This is a genomic window from Mesorhizobium sp. WSM4829 (assembly GCF_055811475.1).
This window is the reverse complement of the sequence record NZ_JBVVQJ010000052.1, coordinates 21,093-37,941: the sequence shown is the minus strand read 5'-3', so window position 1 is coordinate 37,941 and position 16,849 is coordinate 21,093. Positions and strand designations below refer to the sequence as shown.

At 60.3% G+C, this 16,849-nt stretch carries 16 protein-coding genes and 2 pseudogenes; 3 read left to right on the top strand and 15 right to left on the bottom strand.

The window, feature by feature from the left end:
• Window positions 1-370: 370 nt before the first annotated feature.
• From ubiM to ccoN, 12 genes are all read right to left on the bottom strand, one after another.
• Window positions 371-1,552, bottom strand: coding sequence for a 5-demethoxyubiquinol-8 5-hydroxylase UbiM (ubiM, locus tag AC0L17_RS31230; protein WP_473518588.1), 1,182 nt, complete (start codon window positions 1,550-1,552; stop codon window positions 371-373).
• Between the two features lie 129 nt (window positions 1,553-1,681).
• Window positions 1,682-2,059 carry a hypothetical protein gene (locus AC0L17_RS31225; protein ID WP_473518587.1) on the bottom strand — a complete coding sequence of 126 codons (378 nt, stop codon included), beginning with the start codon at window positions 2,057-2,059 and terminating at the stop codon, window positions 1,682-1,684.
• The gene (locus AC0L17_RS31220; RefSeq protein ID WP_473518586.1) at window positions 2,060-3,961 is read right to left on the bottom strand and encodes a glycoside hydrolase family 127 protein; all 1,902 of its coding nucleotides are present in this window, start codon (window positions 3,959-3,961) and stop codon (window positions 2,060-2,062) included.
• Entirely contained in the window at window positions 3,958-4,080 is a 123-nt protein-coding gene (locus tag AC0L17_RS31215) for a hypothetical protein (protein WP_473518585.1), read from the bottom strand. Before AC0L17_RS31215 ends, AC0L17_RS31220 begins: the two co-directional genes overlap by 4 nt.
• 219 nt (window positions 4,081-4,299) lie before the next feature.
• Window positions 4,300-4,455 carry a cbb3-type cytochrome oxidase assembly protein CcoS gene (ccoS, locus tag AC0L17_RS31210; protein WP_473518584.1) on the bottom strand — a complete coding sequence of 52 codons (156 nt, stop codon included), beginning with the start codon at window positions 4,453-4,455 and terminating at the stop codon, window positions 4,300-4,302.
• Complete coding sequence (locus tag AC0L17_RS31205; protein ID WP_473518583.1) at window positions 4,452-6,734, bottom strand: cation-translocating P-type ATPase; 2,283 nt, start codon at window positions 6,732-6,734, stop codon at window positions 4,452-4,454. Before AC0L17_RS31205 ends, ccoS begins: the two co-directional genes overlap by 4 nt.
• Window positions 6,731-7,228, bottom strand: a complete 498-nt coding sequence (locus AC0L17_RS31200; RefSeq protein WP_473518582.1) for a FixH family protein — start codon at window positions 7,226-7,228, stop codon at window positions 6,731-6,733. Before AC0L17_RS31200 ends, AC0L17_RS31205 begins: the two co-directional genes overlap by 4 nt.
• Window positions 7,225-8,784 carry a cytochrome c oxidase accessory protein CcoG gene (gene ccoG / locus AC0L17_RS31195; RefSeq protein WP_473518581.1) on the bottom strand — a complete coding sequence of 520 codons (1,560 nt, stop codon included), beginning with the start codon at window positions 8,782-8,784 and terminating at the stop codon, window positions 7,225-7,227. Before ccoG ends, AC0L17_RS31200 begins: the two co-directional genes overlap by 4 nt.
• 166 nt (window positions 8,785-8,950) lie before the next feature.
• On the bottom strand, window positions 8,951-9,814 hold the full coding sequence (gene ccoP / locus AC0L17_RS31190; RefSeq protein ID WP_473518580.1) for a cytochrome-c oxidase, cbb3-type subunit III: 864 nt from the start codon (window positions 9,812-9,814) through the stop codon (window positions 8,951-8,953).
• Between the two features lie 2 nt (window positions 9,815-9,816).
• Window positions 9,817-9,966, bottom strand: a complete 150-nt coding sequence (locus AC0L17_RS31185) for a cbb3-type cytochrome c oxidase subunit 3 (RefSeq protein ID WP_473518579.1) — start codon at window positions 9,964-9,966, stop codon at window positions 9,817-9,819.
• A gap of 12 nt (window positions 9,967-9,978) precedes the next feature.
• Window positions 9,979-10,710, bottom strand: coding sequence for a cytochrome-c oxidase, cbb3-type subunit II (gene ccoO / locus AC0L17_RS31180; RefSeq protein WP_473518578.1), 732 nt, complete (start codon window positions 10,708-10,710; stop codon window positions 9,979-9,981).
• A gap of 3 nt (window positions 10,711-10,713) precedes the next feature.
• The gene (gene ccoN / locus AC0L17_RS31175) at window positions 10,714-12,333 is read right to left on the bottom strand and encodes a cytochrome-c oxidase, cbb3-type subunit I (RefSeq protein ID WP_473518577.1); all 1,620 of its coding nucleotides are present in this window, start codon (window positions 12,331-12,333) and stop codon (window positions 10,714-10,716) included.
• Window positions 12,334-12,455: 122 nt separating this feature from the next.
• Here ccoN and AC0L17_RS31170 point away from each other — a divergent pair.
• Window positions 12,456-12,626, top strand: a pseudogene (locus AC0L17_RS31170) (IS481 family transposase); the annotation flags it as partial.
• A gap of 62 nt (window positions 12,627-12,688) precedes the next feature.
• A pseudogene (locus tag AC0L17_RS31165) lies at window positions 12,689-12,979 on the top strand (DDE-type integrase/transposase/recombinase); the annotation flags it as partial.
• On the opposite strand, the gene AC0L17_RS31160 reads toward AC0L17_RS31165, so the two are convergent.
• Window positions 12,916-13,680, bottom strand: a complete 765-nt coding sequence (locus tag AC0L17_RS31160) for a Crp/Fnr family transcriptional regulator (RefSeq protein ID WP_473518589.1) — start codon at window positions 13,678-13,680, stop codon at window positions 12,916-12,918. The pseudogene AC0L17_RS31165 and the gene AC0L17_RS31160 overlap by 64 nt on opposite strands.
• Window positions 13,681-13,837: 157 nt before the next feature.
• Here AC0L17_RS31160 and hemN point away from each other — a divergent pair, with 157 nt between their 5' ends.
• The gene (gene hemN, locus AC0L17_RS31155; protein WP_473518576.1) at window positions 13,838-15,187 is read left to right on the top strand and encodes an oxygen-independent coproporphyrinogen III oxidase; all 1,350 of its coding nucleotides are present in this window, start codon (window positions 13,838-13,840) and stop codon (window positions 15,185-15,187) included.
• 152 nt (window positions 15,188-15,339) lie between these two features.
• On the opposite strand, the gene AC0L17_RS31150 is transcribed toward hemN, so the two are convergent.
• Together AC0L17_RS31150 and AC0L17_RS31145 are read right to left on the bottom strand one after the other, a co-directional pair.
• Window positions 15,340-15,612, bottom strand: a complete 273-nt coding sequence (locus AC0L17_RS31150; protein WP_473479515.1) for a DUF2274 domain-containing protein — start codon at window positions 15,610-15,612, stop codon at window positions 15,340-15,342.
• Window positions 15,613-15,624: 12 nt separating this feature from the next.
• Complete coding sequence (locus AC0L17_RS31145) at window positions 15,625-16,839, bottom strand: TraB/TrbI/VirB10 family type IV secretion system protein (protein WP_473518575.1); 1,215 nt, start codon at window positions 16,837-16,839, stop codon at window positions 15,625-15,627.
• Window positions 16,840-16,849 lie beyond the last annotated feature (10 nt).

Here is a 16,849-nt window from a genome sequence, read left to right as displayed (position 1 = left end):
TCAAAATCAGGCCTGATAGCATAGTGCTTATCGGCATCGATACGAAGAGACCGGCCTTCAGATCAGCAAGCTGATCTCCAAGGATTCTGGCCTCCAGCTCGTCTTCTTTCTTCATGTTCGGCCGGTCAGCTTGCATCTCCTGCTTGTACGCAGCACATGTCTATGCAAGCCTACTAAAGGAGGGGTTAACTCTTCAGCGCTACATCAGCCTCTGGGCTGATCAGCCAAGTAAAGCGCTGAGACAATACCTCTCGGGGCGACATTTAGGGCCTGCCGCGGGAAGCTGCCGCCTCTGCGTGCAGGGGCAGCGATTACTCCGGCGAATGAGGCCCTCTTTCATCGCGCAAGGTCCAAAGCTGCTGGTACGGTTTCATCGCCTAAGCATGGCCGAAATGCCATGCCGCATAAAGGGGGCATGTTGGGCGAACCGAAGCCCCACATGTCGTGCAAGCCGTGCCGCCGGGTGCTCGCTTGAGTAGAGTCCGACGAGAATGTTCGTGCCGTGGAAGAGCGGCGCCGCTGACAGGCGCAGCCACCTTTCGTATCGGTGCAGCATGTCGGGATCGGCAATCTCGCGACCGTCGCGACATGCTGTTAGGATTCCATAGGCGAGTTGCTTCTGGCCGCTGATACCGATGTTGAAACCATGCGCAGTCACCGGGTGCATGCCGATGGCAGCGTCGCCGATGAGTGCGGCGCTGGGAGCTCGGAATTTGTGCGCCCAAGTCGTGACCAGCGGATAGGTATGGCGCTTGCTTGCCAAGGTCATTTTTCCAAGGCGCCCTCGACACCGGTTCGTCAATTCCCGCAGGAACAAATGGTCGCTGAAGGCAAGCAGTCTATCGGCCTCGTTTGAGCGCAGGGTGAGCAGCAGCGACGACACTCCCTCCGTCAAGGGCAACATCGCTATCGTCTGATGGTGATCGAACCATTCGATTGCCACCTGGTGGTGGGCGCGCTCATGCCGCACCCGGCATATTAGCATCGAGTAGCCAAGCCGATTGATATCGGCGCCTATGCCGAGCAGATCACGAGTGGCCGACAGACGTGAATCGGCGGCAACCACAAGGCTAGCGTTCAACTGCACGCCATTAGACAGCGTTACGAGTGCTCCTGTGTGGCTGGTTGTTGCATCTACGACCGAGTGGCCGCACAGCAGCCGCGCGTGACTCTGCACGTGGATTGTCTTGAACAGCGCGTCGCGGATCCGGCAATTTGGGACCAAAACTCCGAGGGGTTCTCCAGATCCGCTGGGAGGATCGAAACGCAGAGCGAAAGGGCTCGAACCGTTGAGCACGCGCGCGCCGTGAAGCTGTGATTTGTCCGAAGCGGGGATGGCATCCCAGGCGCCGATCTCGCGAAGGATTCTGATCGAGGCGTGGGTCAGCGCGATTTCCCGGCCGTCAAAAGGCGGATTGGCGAGAGTATCAATTGAATTCTGTTCGACAACTGCGACCTTGAGTTGGCTTTGAGCGAGTGATGCGGCGAAGCAAAGTCCGACCGGCCCCGCTCCAACGACAATGATGTCGAAGCTGTCATCGGAGTCGGCCATCAGCGAGGCGCCATCGCGTAGGCTCTCCAGTGCCCAAGCACGAGCTGCGAAATCAAAAAACGCCTCTGATGCTAGTTAAGCACGACGCGCACAAGCTATGGCCGCCTAAATAAGTGGCAAGCCGCCTCATCAGCGGCAGATGCTCACAAAGCCGTTGCTTGATGGCTGTAGCTGGCAAGTAAGCGGTCGATCGGGCCGTTGCTGCGGCGCGATCTCGCGATCCTGGGAACGGAACTGCTGCTGCTGCTGCTGATATTGCTGCCGCCGCAGCCTGTTCTCCAGCATCAGTAACTCGTTCTGCTCGACCAGCCCATTGCGATTGGCGGGGTTGAGGACTGGTGCCGAGGCGACTGGATCCGGCAACGTCGCCGTTCCCAGCATTCCCGACATGAAGATCGTCAATAGGCGAAATCGCGACATCCGTTCACTCCTGCAAACAAAACTTTGGCATGCTCCGCTCACCTGGGCAGATAGCCAGCCAACCAACGGGTTTCTCACCTCGGCCATTCAGCTTTCCAGCAGCCACACTTGCATCGAGCCTTTTGCCCGATTGTTCCAGAGATAGTATGGCAGGGCGGTTAGCCGGCAGTCCGAAGCGATGGGGGGCGTATTTCTGTATAGGCTGTCTCCCCAGCCTTGGTCTTCGACGCGCTGCGCGGAGGCAGTCAGCGTGACCACGCCATCGAAAAGATCGCCCCGTTCCATCGTTTCGATCTTGGACTCTCGCGGCAGTGTGAGCTGCTGCACGGGCGCCCCGGGATTGTCGACCTCTTCAACGCAATAAACCAATGGTCCGCGCTTAAGCGCCACCCGGCCGATATCCTGCTTGACCGAGGGATGAGCATAGATGCGCTCGGGAGAAATCGGTAGTTCGAGGGCGATGATGTCTCCGGCATTCCATAGCCGCGAGATCGCAAGATAGCCATTTCTGGTGCATGCCGTCACGTCGACTGCACATCCCCCGACCGAAGCTTCGGCTTCATGAGCCCAACCGGGAATGCGGAGGTTGATCGTGAACTCGGCCGGCGCGTCAGGGCTGACCTCGATCCTGATCGAGCCGAAAAATGGATAGGCGCTGGTTTCCCGCAGGAACACATTGCGCGTAGCGAGTTGGATGTTCGTCGAAACGCCGCCGTAGAGATGGAAGGCGATTGCGTTTTCACTGGCCGAGACGAAATAGCCTCCGATCGAAGCAATCAGACGAGACGAATTCATCGTGCAGCATGGGCATGAGTGCCAGGCCCATCTGCTGCGTCGCCCATCGCTCTCGAGCGGATTGGAGTAGAAATAGCGCTCGCCATCGCGCGAAAGGCCGGTCAGCGCGCCGTTGAACAAAGCCTGTTCCAGAACGTCGGCGTATCGGCCGTCGAGTTCGAGATGCAGCATGCGATGTGCCCAGAAGATCAGGCCTACTGAGGCGCAGGTCTCCGCATACGCCGTATCGTTCGGCAGGTCGTGATCCTCAGTAAAGCCTTCATTCGCGGCAGCCGGACCCAAGCCGGACGTGATGTAGATTTTCGAGGAGATGACGTCGGCCCAGAGCACCTCGCATGCTTTCTTGAGGCTGTCGTCATTCAGTTCCGCCGCGAGGTCGGCCATGGCAGAAAGCATGTACATCGCTCGGACCGCATGTCCGACCACCTTAGTTTGCTCGCGCACCGGCCTGTGCGACTGATTGTACTCATATCTTTTCGCCCTGAAATCGATGGGGTTCTCCCCGCGCGCGACCGCTTCCTGATCGAAGTAGTGCGGCTGACGCCCGCGCTCATTCATGAAATAGGCCGCGAGGTCGAGATGCATTCTGTCTCCAGTCAAGCGATAGAGCTTAACGAGGGCCAGCTCGATTTCCTGATGGCCGCAATAGCCGCGCTTCTGGCCGACGTTCGGGCCGAATGTCTTGCGAACATGGTCAACATACCGCTCAAGGATGTCCAGGAGCCGGCGCCGGCCCGTCGCGAGGAAGTAGGCGATACCGCCCTCGAGCAAATGTCCAAGATTGTAGAGTTCGTGATTGTCGCGCAGGTTGGTCCAGCGCTTGTCGGGCTCGCGCTGCAGGTACCAGCAGTTCAGATAACCGTCGGGAGCCTGCGCCTTTTCGAGATCATCGACAATGTTTTCGATCCATGCCTCGATGTCGGGATCACGCCTGTGTGACAGCGCGTAGGATGCTGCTTCTATCCACTTGCCGGCGTCGGAATCCCAGAACACCTGCCCGAAATCGTGCTCGTTGCCTGGGACGCTCAGTGGCAGCGACTGGTTCGGCAGTGTGAGGGACAGCAATACACCTTGCTTGCCAAGCTGGACGTGCTGGCTGGGAATGGTCCGTGTCAGCACCGTCTCCAGCCGCTCGCGCCAGAATTGCCCCTCCAGCGCGACATCAACGAACCGAACTGGCTTGAACTCGCTCATTCGAACGCATCGGCTCCTGCAATGACATGCGCCGGCCTGCTCACGGCTTCGACAACGCCGGCGCCCCCGGCGAACACGGCCAGCACCTGATACCGCTCAGCTTCCGTCCGGCTAGACATGCGTTCTTCCCTTGAAAAGACTCGTCCATTAAATCAGGGCGGTGAGGAGACAGCACTGATCTGGGTCAGCCAGACACGACAAACCCGCGCCGCCGGTCTATCCGCTCCGTTGCACTTGGAACACGTACAGCGCCAGCGCTCGTGCGGCCGTGGGAGGTACTTCGTGGCATCGGCCGCTTGCATGGCGGGATGGGCGACGCAGGCCCTCGGGTGACGGAATCAGCGTTCCGGCCTCTCGTCCCGGTCAATGAGGATACGCTCGGCGGCTCCGTCGAGATCCTCGTATTGACCATGCCTCAAGGCCCACAGGAAGCCAGACAGTCCAAGCCCGCCCAACAACAGAGCCACCGGTATGAGATAGACCAGGATTGTCATGAGGGTTGCGTCAATGTGCCGGTGTGGGAGCGGCTATCAGGCGGAGCAGTTCTCCTTGGCACGTCTGGCACAAAACCTTGCAGCCTCGACGCATTGCCAATGACAAGCAGTGATGAGGCCGACATCGCGATTGCCGCAATCAATGGTGTTACCTGCCCCAAAATGGCGATCGGGACGGCAACAGCATTGTAGACAATTGCTACGGCGATGTTTTGCCGGATCAGTTGTCCGGCCTTTCGCGAGACGTCGAGGGCAAGGGATACTGCCGAAAGGCTTTCGCGCAGGAACACGAAATCCGCGGCTTTGCGGCCGACATCGGCCGCCGTTGCTGGAGCGATCGAGACGTGTGCCGCGCCCAGCGCAGGGGTGTCGTTGAGGCCGTCGCCAACCATCAGCACCTTGTGGCCGTCCTTCGACAGCGTTTCGATATGCTCGACCTTGCCCGAAGGAAGCAGCGCCGGAACAAAGTGATGGATGCCCAACATCGCCGCGACCTCGCCGCAGGCAGCTGCGGTATCGCCAGACAGCATTTCCACGGAGATGCAGGCGTTGTTCAATTGCTCGATGGCCTCTCTGGCGTCTGCACGCAGCGCGTCCTCGAAGACAAAAGACGCGACAATGATCCCATCTTTGGTCAGAACCGTTCCGCCGTATCCGCGTTCGCCGGCGGTTCGGGCCTTCCACCCGGCCCAGCCGCGCCGGCCAAGTCGCCAGGTGCTGCCAGCGGCGGTGGCTTCGATCCCGAAACCAGGGTGCTCGCTGACGGACTCGAGCTTCGGCTGACCGGCAAAGCCCGCAGAGCCGGCTATGGCCCTTGAGAACGGATGGCGGGAATGCACGGCCATGTCGCCTGCGATGGCCAGCATGGCCGGATCAATGGACGACGCGTTGACGAGCCGGGGCTGTCCGAGCGTAAGCGTTCCTGTCTTGTCGAACACCGCCGTGTCGATCGCCGCCAGACGCTCCATAGCCGAGCCATCCTTGACCATGACGCCGCTTTCGAACAGACGCCGCGCAGCGACCACCTGCACGATCGGCACGGCGAGACCGAGCGCACACGGGCAGGTGATGATGAGAACGGCGATGGCAATCGTTACAGCCTGGTGCCAATCGCCGGTCGCCGCCATCCAGCCAAGGAACGTCACCAAGGCTGTCAGATGGACCACTGGAGCATAGAGCGCTGAAACGCGGTCGGCGATCCTGCGATAATGCGCGCGACCGCCCTCGGCGGCTTCCATCAGCCGGACCATTTCGGCCAGGAAGGAATCCTTTGCGGCGGCTGTTGCTTCGATGGTCAGCGGGCCCGTGAGATTGAGTGTGCCGGCCTGCACGGTTTCCCCTGACGACACGGTTCTGGGTGTGCTTTCACCGGAAACCAGTGAACAGTCGAGATCGGAAGTGCCTCGAATGATCTTGCCGTCGACGGGAATCCTTTCGCCGGCGGTGACCAGCAGTTGCAAGCCGGGTTCGATCTCCTCGACCGGCAGGTAGTCGCGCGAACCATCCTCGCGCAGCACCATGGCGCCCCGCGCCGCCAGCCGTGACAGGCCGTTCACCGCGGTCCGGGCACGCTCGCGCATCACGTGATCCAGCGTGCGGCCGATCAACAGGAAGAACAGCAGCGACACCGACGCATCGAAATAGGCGTGGTCGCCATGGTTGATGGTCTCGTAGAGGCTCATTGCGTAGGCGAGCGAAACGCCAACCGCAATCGGCACGTCCATGTTCATGCGACCGTGACGCAAAGCATTCCATGCCGAGCGGAAATAGATTCCGCCGGCAAAGGCGAGCGCCGGGATAGCGATCAGCGCCGAGACCCAATGGAACAGGTCACGCGTCGCGCCTTCAGCGCCTGACCAGACCGAGACGGAAAGCAGCATGATGTTGCCCGCAGCAAAGCCGGCGACCGCGACGGCCCGGATCAGCTCCGAAAGCGTCTTGTCCTTCTCGCCGACCTGCGGGTCGAACAGATGCGCCGCGTAGCCCAGCCGTCCAAGCGCGGCGGCGAATGGCGGAACCTCCACCCCACGCCACCGGATCGATACCCGTTTCGTCGACAGGTTGACCCGAACGCCCTCGACGCGATCGAGCTTTTCGAGAGCCGTCTCGATCGCCTGGATGCAGGTCGCGCAGTGAACCGTCGGCACCGACAGATCGGTCTGGCGAAGGTCATCGCCAAGCAAGCGGCTTGCCAACCCGATCTCCTGGCTCGACGGCAAGCTGGACGTCGCTCCGCCCACATCCAGCGCCATTTCAGCGCCCGGCGCACAGCAGCTCATTGCAGTGCTCCCTGAGAAATCATGATCCGGCGAACGTCGCGATAAGGTTCTGGCAGACCGGCATCGGTGTCGACTTCGACGATCCAGACGCCATCCCTTAGCGTGTGCTGGGCGGCAAATTCCTGGCCCGAGGCAGTGGCGAGAGTGACGGCTTTGTCCGCGCCCTCGTAGGCGGGATGACGAAACAGCACCTTGACACTGCGCAACGGAACCGGTTTGCCGGCGGCATCGCTGAGACTGTAGCGGACTTCACCCCAAGAGATCGTCAATTTGCCTGTCCAGCCGAGCGCCGCCTGAGCGCGGCCTTCCTCGGCCTTTCGATTGAATTGCTGGCTGGCCACATAGGTGTTTTCGACGACAAGACCGGTCCAGCTCGTGCTGGCGAGCGTTGCCATGGTCAGATTCACACCAACGATCACGCCGAAAAAACTGAGAATGATGAGCAACATATGCCTGCCGGTGAATCCGCGGGTTTTTTGCGTATTGGCGCTCATCTGGCGATCTCCGGGGCGTTGAAGGTGGCGGTGTATTCGTCCGTTTCGAAACTCGCCTTGTCCTCGACCAGGAATTTGAACGTTTGTGTTGCGCTTCCGACCTGGTCCGCCGGCTGACGCACGAAAACCTTCAGCATCTTCAGGCGGTCGGGTTCGACCGCGACGGCGAAGGACCGGTCTGCGGGAAGGTCGATACCAACGACGCTCATTTCGGCTCCCCGCAGGCCCTGCATCGTGACAACGATCGTCCTTGGCTCGGGGATCATGTTGAGCAGCTTGACGGAGTAGCCGTTGCGGATTGAACCGTCGGACAGCGTGACGAACTGCGGGTTGCGGTCGTGCAGAACGTTGACCTCGAGCCGGTCGCGCGTCAGCAGCGAATAGAGCAGCGCAATGCCGACCGCCGACCACGCGCCCATGTAGATGAAGGTGCGCGGCCGGAAGATCTTGCGGATATGGAAATGGGCCAATTTTTCGGAGAAATCGCCGCCGTCGGTCCGGACGAGCGACGGGTTCACCGAGCAAGAGCCGCCTGCAGTCGCTACCGCCATGTTGGCGTTGTAATCGGACAGCGTCGCATAGGAGATCAGCCCGCGCTCCTTGCCGAGCTTGTCCATGACGCTATCGCAGGCATCGATGCACAGCGCGCAAGTGATGCATTCGAGCTGCTGGCCATCGCGAATGTCGATCCCCATCGGGCAGACGGCGACACAGGCATTGCAATCGACGCAGTCTCCGACCGGCTGCCCCGCGGCCTGGACCTTTTTGGCGTGCCGCGAGCGAGGTTCGCCGCGCCAGTCATTGTAGGTCACGGTGAGCGAATTTTCATCGAGCATGGCCGCCTGAATGCGCGGCCACGGGCACATATAGGTGCAGACCTGCTCGCGCATCAGCCCGCCGAATGTGTAGGTGGTTGCCGCCAGCACGCCGATGGTGATGTAGGCGACCGGCGCCGCGGTGCCAACGAAGACCTCGCCAATCAGCATTGGCGCATCGGCGAAATAGAAGATCCAGGCGCCGCCGGTCGCTGACGCTATGGCCAGCCAGATCGCGTGTTTCGATCCACGCAGCACAAGCTTGCGCGCGGTCCACGGTCCGGCGTCAAGTTTCATGCGGGCATTGCGATCTCCCTCGATCGCACGCTCCACAACCAGAAACAGATCGACCCATACGGTCTGCGGGCAGGTATAGCCGCACCAGGCTCTGCCGACTGTGGATGTGATTAGGAAAAGGCCGATGCCGGCCATCACGAGAAGGCCGGCCACATAGAAGAATTCCTGCGGCCAAATCTCGATGAAGAAGAAATAGAAGCGGCGGTTGGCAAGATCGATCAGCACGGCCTGATCGGGAGCAAACGGACCTCGATCCCAGCGCAGCCAGGGCGTCAGGTAGTAGATGCCCAGGGTGATCGCCATCACTAGCCACTTGAAGCGGCGAAAGCTGCCCGAGATTCGCTTCGGGAAAACCTTCTTGCGTGGGGCATAAAGCGGCTCACGGGTGTTGGGGGAGTCGATCGCTTCTGCTTCGGGCGGTTCTGTCTGCGTTTTCTCACGCACTTAGCATCTCCAGTCCCGCTGCCGATGTCAGGGCCGCCCATCGAACAGCCTCGCCGTGGGCGGTCCGCCCCGTGTTGATGCAGGTCGCAGCCGGAATGGTGTCGAGGCCCGGCTCGCGCCGGGCCTCGTCGCTTGGCAGGGGGAGGCCGAGAATAGGCTTCCGTTCCTATTCTCCGCCGCCAAGCGAATGGACATAGACCGCAAGTTCCTTGACCTTGACCTCGCCGAGACGCCCACCCCAGGCCGGCATGACGCCTTGCTTTGGCGCGCGAACCTGCGCGGCAATAGCCGTCTCGCCCGCCCCGTAGAGCCAGATCGCGTCGGTCAGGTCGGGTGCGCCAAGCTCCGTGTTTCCCTTTGCATTATCACCATGACAGGCGGCACAATTCTCGGCGAAAACATTGCCGCCGGGTATGACCATTGCTTGATCGCCAACAGCGCCCGAGAGACTCGAGACATAAGCGCTGACCTGTGTAATCTGCTCGGGCGTAATGATGTCACCAAAGGGCGGCATTTCCGACAGGCGCGTGTCGGGGTCTGAGGCTACGCGGATGCCGTGCGTGATTGTCTGCTGGATCTGCTCGGCCTTGCCGCCCCACAGCCAATCGTCATCATTCAGGTTGGGAAAGCCCTTCGAACCCTGGGCGCCGGAGCCATGGCACTGAACGCAATTGACCTTGAAGGCGGCGCCACCGGCCGCGATAGCGAATCCGCGCAAAACTTCGTCGGCGGCAATCTCGGAGACAGTCTTCGCTTGAAGGGCGGCAACATACTTGCCCTTGGCGACCTCGGCCGCTGCCAGCTCATTCTTGACATCGTTGCGGCTTGAATAGACGAGCACGCCTCGGGTGGCGGAGCTTAGCATAGGCCATGCGGGATAGGCTATGGTGTAGCCGATCGCCCAGACTATGGTGACGTAGAAGGTGATCACCCACCAGCGCGGGAGCGGATTGTTGAGCTCCCTGATACCATCCCACTCGTGGCCGGTGGTGGAGATGCCCGACACTTCGTCGATATGTTCATCGCTCATGATCAGTCGTCCTTCAGAGGAATGCGGGCGGCTTCATCGGCCTGCTTGCCACTCCCGGGACGGAATGCGAAGGACACTACGCCGACGAAGAAGAGTGCCATGGCGAGCAGGGCCCAACTGTCGGCGAACTCTCTCATCCAGTTGTAATCCATGGGTGTTTCTCCTCAGCGGTAGCCGGCGGCTTCGTCATAGGTCTTGAAATCGACCAGCGTGCCGAGCATCTGCAGGTATGCGACCAAGGCATCCATCTCGGTGACCTGTTGCGGATTACCGTCGAAGTCGCCGAGCTTCGCCTTCGGATAGCGGCCTTCCAGGTCGGATGTGTCGGCATTGGGATCGGCCTGCGCAATCAGGTCACCTGCGGCGTGAGCGATCATGTCATCGGAGTAGGGGACACCGACGCGCCTGTTGGCGATAAGGTGCGTCGAGAAGTCCTTCACCTCGATCGCGGTATCCTTCAGGAAGGCATAGCTCGGCATGATCGATTCCGGCACCACCGAACGCGGCTCGACAAGATGCTGAACGTGCCACTCGTTCGAGTAGCGATCTCCGACCCTGGCGAGGTCCGGCCCCGTGCGCTTCGATCCCCACTGGAACGGGTGATCGTACATCGACTCGGCCGCCAGGCTGTAGTGACCATAGCGCTCGACCTCGTCACGGAACGGCCTGATCATCTGGCTGTGACAGAGGTAGCAGCCCTCACGCACATAGATGTTGCGCCCGGCGAGTTCGAGCGGGGAGTAGGGCCGCATGCCTTCGACCTTCTCGATCGTGTTGTCGAGATAGAAGAGCGGTGCGATTTCGACGATGCCACCGATCGTCACCACAAGGAGGGAACCAACGAGAAGAAGCGTGGCGTTCTTCTCGATAAGCGCGTGTTTGTTCATCAAGCCCATTTTTCAGGCTCCAGATCGCGCAGGTCGGACAGCGGCGATCGGACGCGGCATCGGATCCTCATCTCGTTGGTAGCCGAGGATTGTCATGGCGACATTCCATGCCATGATCAGGGCGCCGGACAGGTACATCGCGCCGCCGATGGCACGCATGATGTAGTACGGATGCATGGCGGCGACAGTTTCGGCGAAGGAGAAGACCAGAAAGCCCTGGTCGTCGTATTCGCGCCACATCAGGCCCTGCATGACGCCGGAGACCCACATCACCGCGGCGTAGACGACGATCCCCAGCGTTGCCAACCAGAAGTGCCAGTTCACTAGTCGCAGCGAATAGAGCCGCTCGCGGTTCCACAACTTCGGCACCATGAAATAGACTGCGCCGAACGAGATCATGCCGACCCAACCGAGTGCGCCGGAATGCACGTGCCCGATGGTCCAGTCGGTGTAGTGCGAGAGCGAATTGACCGTCTTGATCGACATCATCGGGCCTTCGAAGGTGGACATGCCATAGAAGGCTATGGCCATGACCATCATGCGGATGATCGGGTCCGTCCGCAGCTTGTCCCAGGCGCCGGACAGCGTCATCAGGCCGTTGATCATGCCGCCCCAGGAGGGCATCCAAAGCATGATCGAGAACGCCATGCCGAGCGTCTGCGCCCAGTCGGGCAAGGCGGTATAGTGGAGGTGGTGCGGGCCGGCCCAGATGTAGAGAAAGATCAGCGCCCAGAAGTGGATGATCGACAGCCGGTAGGAATAGACTGGCCGGTTCGCCTGCTTGGGCACGAAATAGTACATCATGCCAAGGAAGCCGGCGGTGAGAAAGAAGCCCACGGCATTGTGGCCGTACCACCACTGCGTCAAGGCGTCCTGGACGCCGGAGAAGGCTGAATAGCTTTTTGAGCCCACGAACGAGACTGGCATCGACAGGTTGTTGATCACATGCAGCATCGCGATGGTCACGATGAAGGACAGGTAGAACCAGTTGGCGACGTAGATGTGCGGTTCCCTGCGCTTCAGGATGGTGCCGAGGAACAGGACGAGGTAGGCGACCCAGACGATGGTCAGCCAAAGATCCACATACCATTCGGGCTCGGCGTATTCGCGGCTTTCGGTGATGCCGAGCAGGTAGCCCGTCGCAGCCATGACGATGAACAGCTGATAGCCCCAGAACACGAACCAGGCGAGATTGCCGCCGAACAGCCGGGCGCGGCAGGTGCGCTGTACGACATAAAGGGACGTGCAAAGCAGCGCATTGCCGCCGAAGGCAAAAACCACGCCGGATGTATGCAACGGCCGCAAGCGGCCAAAGTTGAACCAGGGCTCGACGCTGAGATCGGGATAGGCAAGCTGCAGCGCGATGACCACACCAACCAGCATGCCTACGACGCCCCAAAACACCGTCGCGAGGGCCCCGTAACGGATTGGACTGTCCATAAAAGCGGCGGGGTCTATCGGAACTGCAGGCTTGAACTCCGTATTGCGCAACAGGATCGCGGTGAAACCAGCTACGGCGAAGAACAACACCCACATATGCTGGCGGAATGGTTCATCTACGCCGAACCCGGCAGCCACCAGGGCCGCAAAAGCAAACAGGCTTAGAAGCACGATCTCTGTGCCGAATTTCATCGCAAAACCCATCTTGAACCCGGCGGACGCCAAATCCGCTGTGCATCAATTGCGCAGCCGCCGCCTGCTCGCCCTGATCCATGTCAGGGGGCCGCACGATTTTTCGGCAGCTAGGTTGACCTTCACGGCGGCCGGTGCGCTACGCCAACCGCCTGCCCGACCAGATCGAGCTGACGATCGTCGCAACCAAGAAGGACAAGCCAACCCACTGGGTGCCAGGAAGATTAGGGAGCTCCTGATTAGGAGGCTCGCCGGCGATGTCCGCATCCCCTCGAAGAGCACGGCGCATGCCTGCTCGATCGTCACGGCCTGTAAAGCGCGCCCGTCAGCGGCAGCGCTTCGGCACGCAACTATCACCAACGCGTTATGGTGCACGGATTTCTAAGGGGAGTTCCGGCGGGCGATGGTCGAATTGTGACGGTCACCGACCAGGCCTCGCGCTACCTGCTCGCCTGCGAAGCGCTCGAATCGAAGAAGGAAGGACCGGTCATCGAGGCCGCCATCCGCCTGTTCAGGGAACGCGGCCTGCCTTCCGCCATCAGGAGCGACAACGGCCTGTACCTTCTCTTCGCCGAACGGCCTCTATAACCTGTCCAGGCTGTCGGTCTTCTGGCTCAGGCTCGGCATCGCCATCGAGCGCAGCCGGCTCATGCTGTCCACCATCACATGGCGTGTGTTCTCGATCCGAATCACGCCGTCAGCCCGCAATTGCGTCAGCTGCCGGCTCACAGTCTCGTTCGTAATTCCAAGAAAATCAGAGATCTCGGCGCGCGTCAGCGGCAGATCGAAGGACGCTGACCTGGCTACCGGGTCAACACCGGAATCCATATTCCGAGCGATCATGAGGAGAAAACTCGCCACCTTTTCCGATGCGGTCTTGCGCCCCAACGTCACCAGCCACTCGCGTGCTTCATCGAGCTCATTCAGCGTCTGCTTGAGCAGGCGATGCTCGAATTCCGGCGACCCCTTCATCATCCGTTCGACGGCTGCCCTTGGAAACGAGCACAGCGTGACAGCTGTCACCGCTTCCGCATTGATCGAGCTTTCCACCTTAAAAGGACGTCCCAGAAAATGCGGAGCAAACTGGAGACCGACGATCTGCTGGCGACCATCGGAAAGGCTCTTTGTCAGCTTAACCACGCCTGAAACCAGGTTCGAATAGCTGTCGACCGCCTGTGCGTCGCCGATCAGTTCCACTCCTGACTCGATCTGGCGCCGCGAGCAAGTCTTGGCGAGCCCAACCAAATCGTCTGGACGAAGCGAACCGCAGACGCCGCGATGCCGTGCTTCGCAATGGACGCAAAGAACGGGGATACCGGAAGTGTAAATGTCTCGCCGTACTGACATGCGCTCGCTCAACCCGATCCCAAGCGCCGGCAGGATACCAATCTAAGGTAGAAAAATCCTTGCGGCAGTTTGTCCGAGTTGCTGATTGACCGAAATCAGAGCTTTGGCTTGCCAATAAGCCCAGAGTTCCAGCGATGCAAACATGGTGGACCACGACATGCAGTCCGAATTAGCTGCCCGGGTTGGCGAGAACGTCCCGCGTTATACCAGTTATCCGACTGCACCGCATTTCCACACGGGCGTCAATCCTGCGGTTTATCGTGGCTGGCTGGAGGCGCTCAAAAGTGGCGGCGAGATCTCGCTCTATCTGCACATCCCCTATTGCGACAGACTCTGCTGGTTCTGTGCGTGTCATACCAAACAGACGCGCCACTATGAGCCGGTGACGGCCTATCTGCGCTCGCTACACGCGGAGATCGCGACGGTTGCGGGACTCGTCAGCGGCAAGGGCCATGTCCGCGCAGTCCACTTCGGCGGCGGTTCGCCCACCATGCTGAAGCCCGGGGACATGGTGGCGCTTGGCGCGTTCTTGCGGGACAGCTTCGATTTTGTCCCGGACACAAAAATCAGCGTCGAGATCGATCCAAACGACATGGATGAGGCGCGCCTTGATGCGCTGGCCGAAATCGGCATGACCAGGGCGAGTCTCGGCGTCCAGGATTTCGAGCCAAAAGTGCAAAAGGCAATCAACCGCGAGCAAAGCCTTTTGCGAACGAAAGCTGTCGTCGACGGAGTTCGCTCCCGCGGCGTCGGTTCCGTCAATCTGGACCTGCTTTACGGATTGCCTCACCAGAGCAGGGAGAGCGTCTGTTCCACCGTAGCGCAGGCGCTGACCCTGGAACCGGACAGGATGGCGCTGTTCGGCTACGCGCATGTGCCCTGGTTCAAGAAGCATCAGACGATAATCAAAGAGGCGTGGCTGCCTGGCCCCACGGAGCGCTTGGCGCAATCGCAACTTGCCGCGCGAGCGATTGTGGACAAGGGGTATGAAGCAATAGGGCTCGATCATTTCGCCAAGCCAGGCGATGCCTTGGCGATAGCGGCCCGCGCAGGGGCTTTGCATCGCAATTTTCAGGGCTACACGGAGGATCGCTGCGAGACACTGATCGGGCTTGGCCCTTCGTCCATCGGCCGTTTTCGCCAGGGCTACGTGCAGAACAATATTTCAACCGCCGAGTACGGAAGTATGGTCGCGCATGGCGGGCTGGCGGTTGTCCGCGGTATCGCGCTTTCCGACGACGACCGCGTTCGCGGCTGGATCATCGAGAGGCTAATGTGTGATTTCGCCTTCTCGGCAGTCGACATGGTGGAACGCTTCGGCAAAGCCGGCCAGAAGCTCCTTCTTGAGTCGAGTACCATGGCCCTCCACGATCCCGTTCGATTGCTCGAACTGGATGGCGACCGTTTCGTCGTGCCGGCTGAAAGTCGCCCATTCGTCCGAAGCATCGCGGCCAGGTTCGACAAATATTTCCAAAGCGGAAGGGCCAGGCACTCGGTTGCAGTTTGAGCCAAAGAGTGCGGTCGCGGTGACGTGCTCCCCTGTTTGCCTCCATTTGTGAGTGAGCCTGTTCACGTGTGATCCTTGACGGATCGGGTTACATATTCAAGCGGAGTTAGCCCATCGAGGCTCGTGTGCGGGCGGTTCACTCATTGCCTCGGTTACTCGGAATCTGAGCGTGCCAGACGCCGCGACTTCTCCGGCATGCTGGACGTCGGCAAACCTTCTTTTCTGGCCTTGGCAAACGCTCGGTCGCCTTCCAGAAACCCCGCCAGCATGAAAGGGATGAGTTCTGCCACCGTTTCAGACTCGCCATAGGCCTGACGATAAAGGGCAGCATACTCCTTGAGCGCTTGGCCCAACTCCGCGCTGACGGTGATGGTAATCTTCGAAGGTGTTCGGTCTGGAAGCTTTCCAAGTTTCAAGTTGGCCATATTCACTCCCGCTCAACTTGCGTATGGCCGCAGCACCAGATCCTTGTGCACGATGACGCGCAGTGGCCAACCTGGGCGGATGGTGATGGTGGGCTGAACATTGAGGTTCTTCTCGGTGATGCGCTGGCCGGCTTGACTGACGTTCTGCTGAGTGGATTCCCGGATCGCTTTGACCAGATCGCTTTCGTTTTCTCCAAAACTTAACTCGGTGCCGACGCCCAGCAATGTGGCCAGCGCGACTCCCTTGATCAGCTGCCAGGTGTGGAAATCGATCTTGTCCTCGAGCCCGGCATAGCCGGCAGTGTCTGTCGCCGGCAGATTGTCGATTTCGATCGAAGAACCGTCTGGCAGTATTATTCGCTGCCAAACCAGAAGCGCCCGTTTTTGCCCAAAAGCGACGACGCTGTCATAGGTCCCGATCAGCCGCGAGCCTTGCGGGATAAGCAGGATGCTGCCGGTGAGCGTATCGTGCACGTTCTCGGTGACCTGCGCGACGACAAACCCGGGCAAGTCGGAATTTATGCCGGTGATGAGACTTGCGGCGATCACGCTGCCGGCCATGAGCTGATTTGGCGAAGCTGGCGTCTGCAATGCATGCGGGTTGTAGATCCCGCTGGTGTTGCGCTGGCTGACAAAATCGAGCTTGCGTTGTTGATTGTTCTGATCGCCCTCAGCCGGGGCAACGGAATCTGACGGCCGAGCGGCATCAGATTGCGGAGGCGCCCCGAACGGCTGCTGGGCACTTTTCGCGTTACCGCCGATGCCCGCCTCCATGGGTCGATTTTCAATGCGGAAGAAGACTTGTGATTCGCGCGCCTCAATCGCCTGCTGGGCAACGCGCTGCTCCTCGGCGGAGTTGTCCTGCCCTGGCGCGATGCCGAGCTGTCGCCGCCGCTCAAGGATGGGGCGACCGAGGTCGCCCGGCAGTGGTGGTCCAAGCACAGGAGGGTTCGGCTTCACTCCGGAATAGTCCTTGGGAAGTGTTTCAAGTCCTTCAGGGGTTGGCTTGCGGTCAGTGTTGTAGAGATCTTCCGCCTGTTCTTTGAAGCGAAGCGCCGGTCCCTGCAGCGCCATCATCGTGACGCCCAGGATGGCACCGGACCCAACGGCAGCGATGGCGATGATCACGCCGCGCCTGAACCGCACGGCGCGGCGGGGCGAGGCCCGTAACTGCAGCTGCTCGGGATCGAGTTTTGGCGGAGCATTGGATGGGGAAGTGTCGGTCATAAGGCCCCTC

What these genes read in the sequence shown, in the direction of transcription:
- AC0L17_RS31205 (WP_473518583.1), bottom strand. Translation starts at nt 6,734, where the DNA reads ATGAGCTGCTGTGCGCCGGGCGCTGAAATGGCGCTGGATGTGGGCGGA.
- ccoS (WP_473518584.1), bottom strand. Translation starts at nt 4,455, where the DNA reads ATGACAATCCTGGTCTATCTCATACCGGTGGCTCTGTTGTTGGGCGGG.
- ubiM (WP_473518588.1), bottom strand. Translation starts at nt 1,552, where the DNA reads ATGGCCGACTCCGATGACAGCTTCGACATCATTGTCGTTGGAGCGGGG.
- ccoO (WP_473518578.1), bottom strand. Translation starts at nt 10,710, where the DNA reads ATGGGCTTGATGAACAAACACGCGCTTATCGAGAAGAACGCCACGCTT.
- AC0L17_RS31145 (WP_473518575.1), bottom strand. Translation starts at nt 16,839, where the DNA reads ATGACCGACACTTCCCCATCCAATGCTCCGCCAAAACTCGATCCCGAG.
- ccoN (WP_473518577.1), bottom strand. Translation starts at nt 12,333, where the DNA reads ATGAAATTCGGCACAGAGATCGTGCTTCTAAGCCTGTTTGCTTTTGCG.
- ccoP (WP_473518580.1), bottom strand. Translation starts at nt 9,814, where the DNA reads ATGAGCGATGAACATATCGACGAAGTGTCGGGCATCTCCACCACCGGC.
- AC0L17_RS31160 (WP_473518589.1), bottom strand. Translation starts at nt 13,680, where the DNA reads ATGTCAGTACGGCGAGACATTTACACTTCCGGTATCCCCGTTCTTTGC.
- AC0L17_RS31185 (WP_473518579.1), bottom strand. Translation starts at nt 9,966, where the DNA reads ATGGATTACAACTGGATGAGAGAGTTCGCCGACAGTTGGGCCCTGCTC.
- AC0L17_RS31220 (WP_473518586.1), bottom strand. Translation starts at nt 3,961, where the DNA reads ATGAGCGAGTTCAAGCCAGTTCGGTTCGTTGATGTCGCGCTGGAGGGG.
- hemN (WP_473518576.1), top strand. Translation starts at nt 13,838, where the DNA reads ATGCAGTCCGAATTAGCTGCCCGGGTTGGCGAGAACGTCCCGCGTTAT.
- AC0L17_RS31200 (WP_473518582.1), bottom strand. Translation starts at nt 7,228, where the DNA reads ATGAGCGCCAATACGCAAAAAACCCGCGGATTCACCGGCAGGCATATG.
- AC0L17_RS31215 (WP_473518585.1), bottom strand. Translation starts at nt 4,080, where the DNA reads ATGTCTAGCCGGACGGAAGCTGAGCGGTATCAGGTGCTGGCCGTGTTC.
- AC0L17_RS31150 (WP_473479515.1), bottom strand. Translation starts at nt 15,612, where the DNA reads ATGGCCAACTTGAAACTTGGAAAGCTTCCAGACCGAACACCTTCGAAG.
- AC0L17_RS31225 (WP_473518587.1), bottom strand. Translation starts at nt 2,059, where the DNA reads ATGGCCGAGGTGAGAAACCCGTTGGTTGGCTGGCTATCTGCCCAGGTG.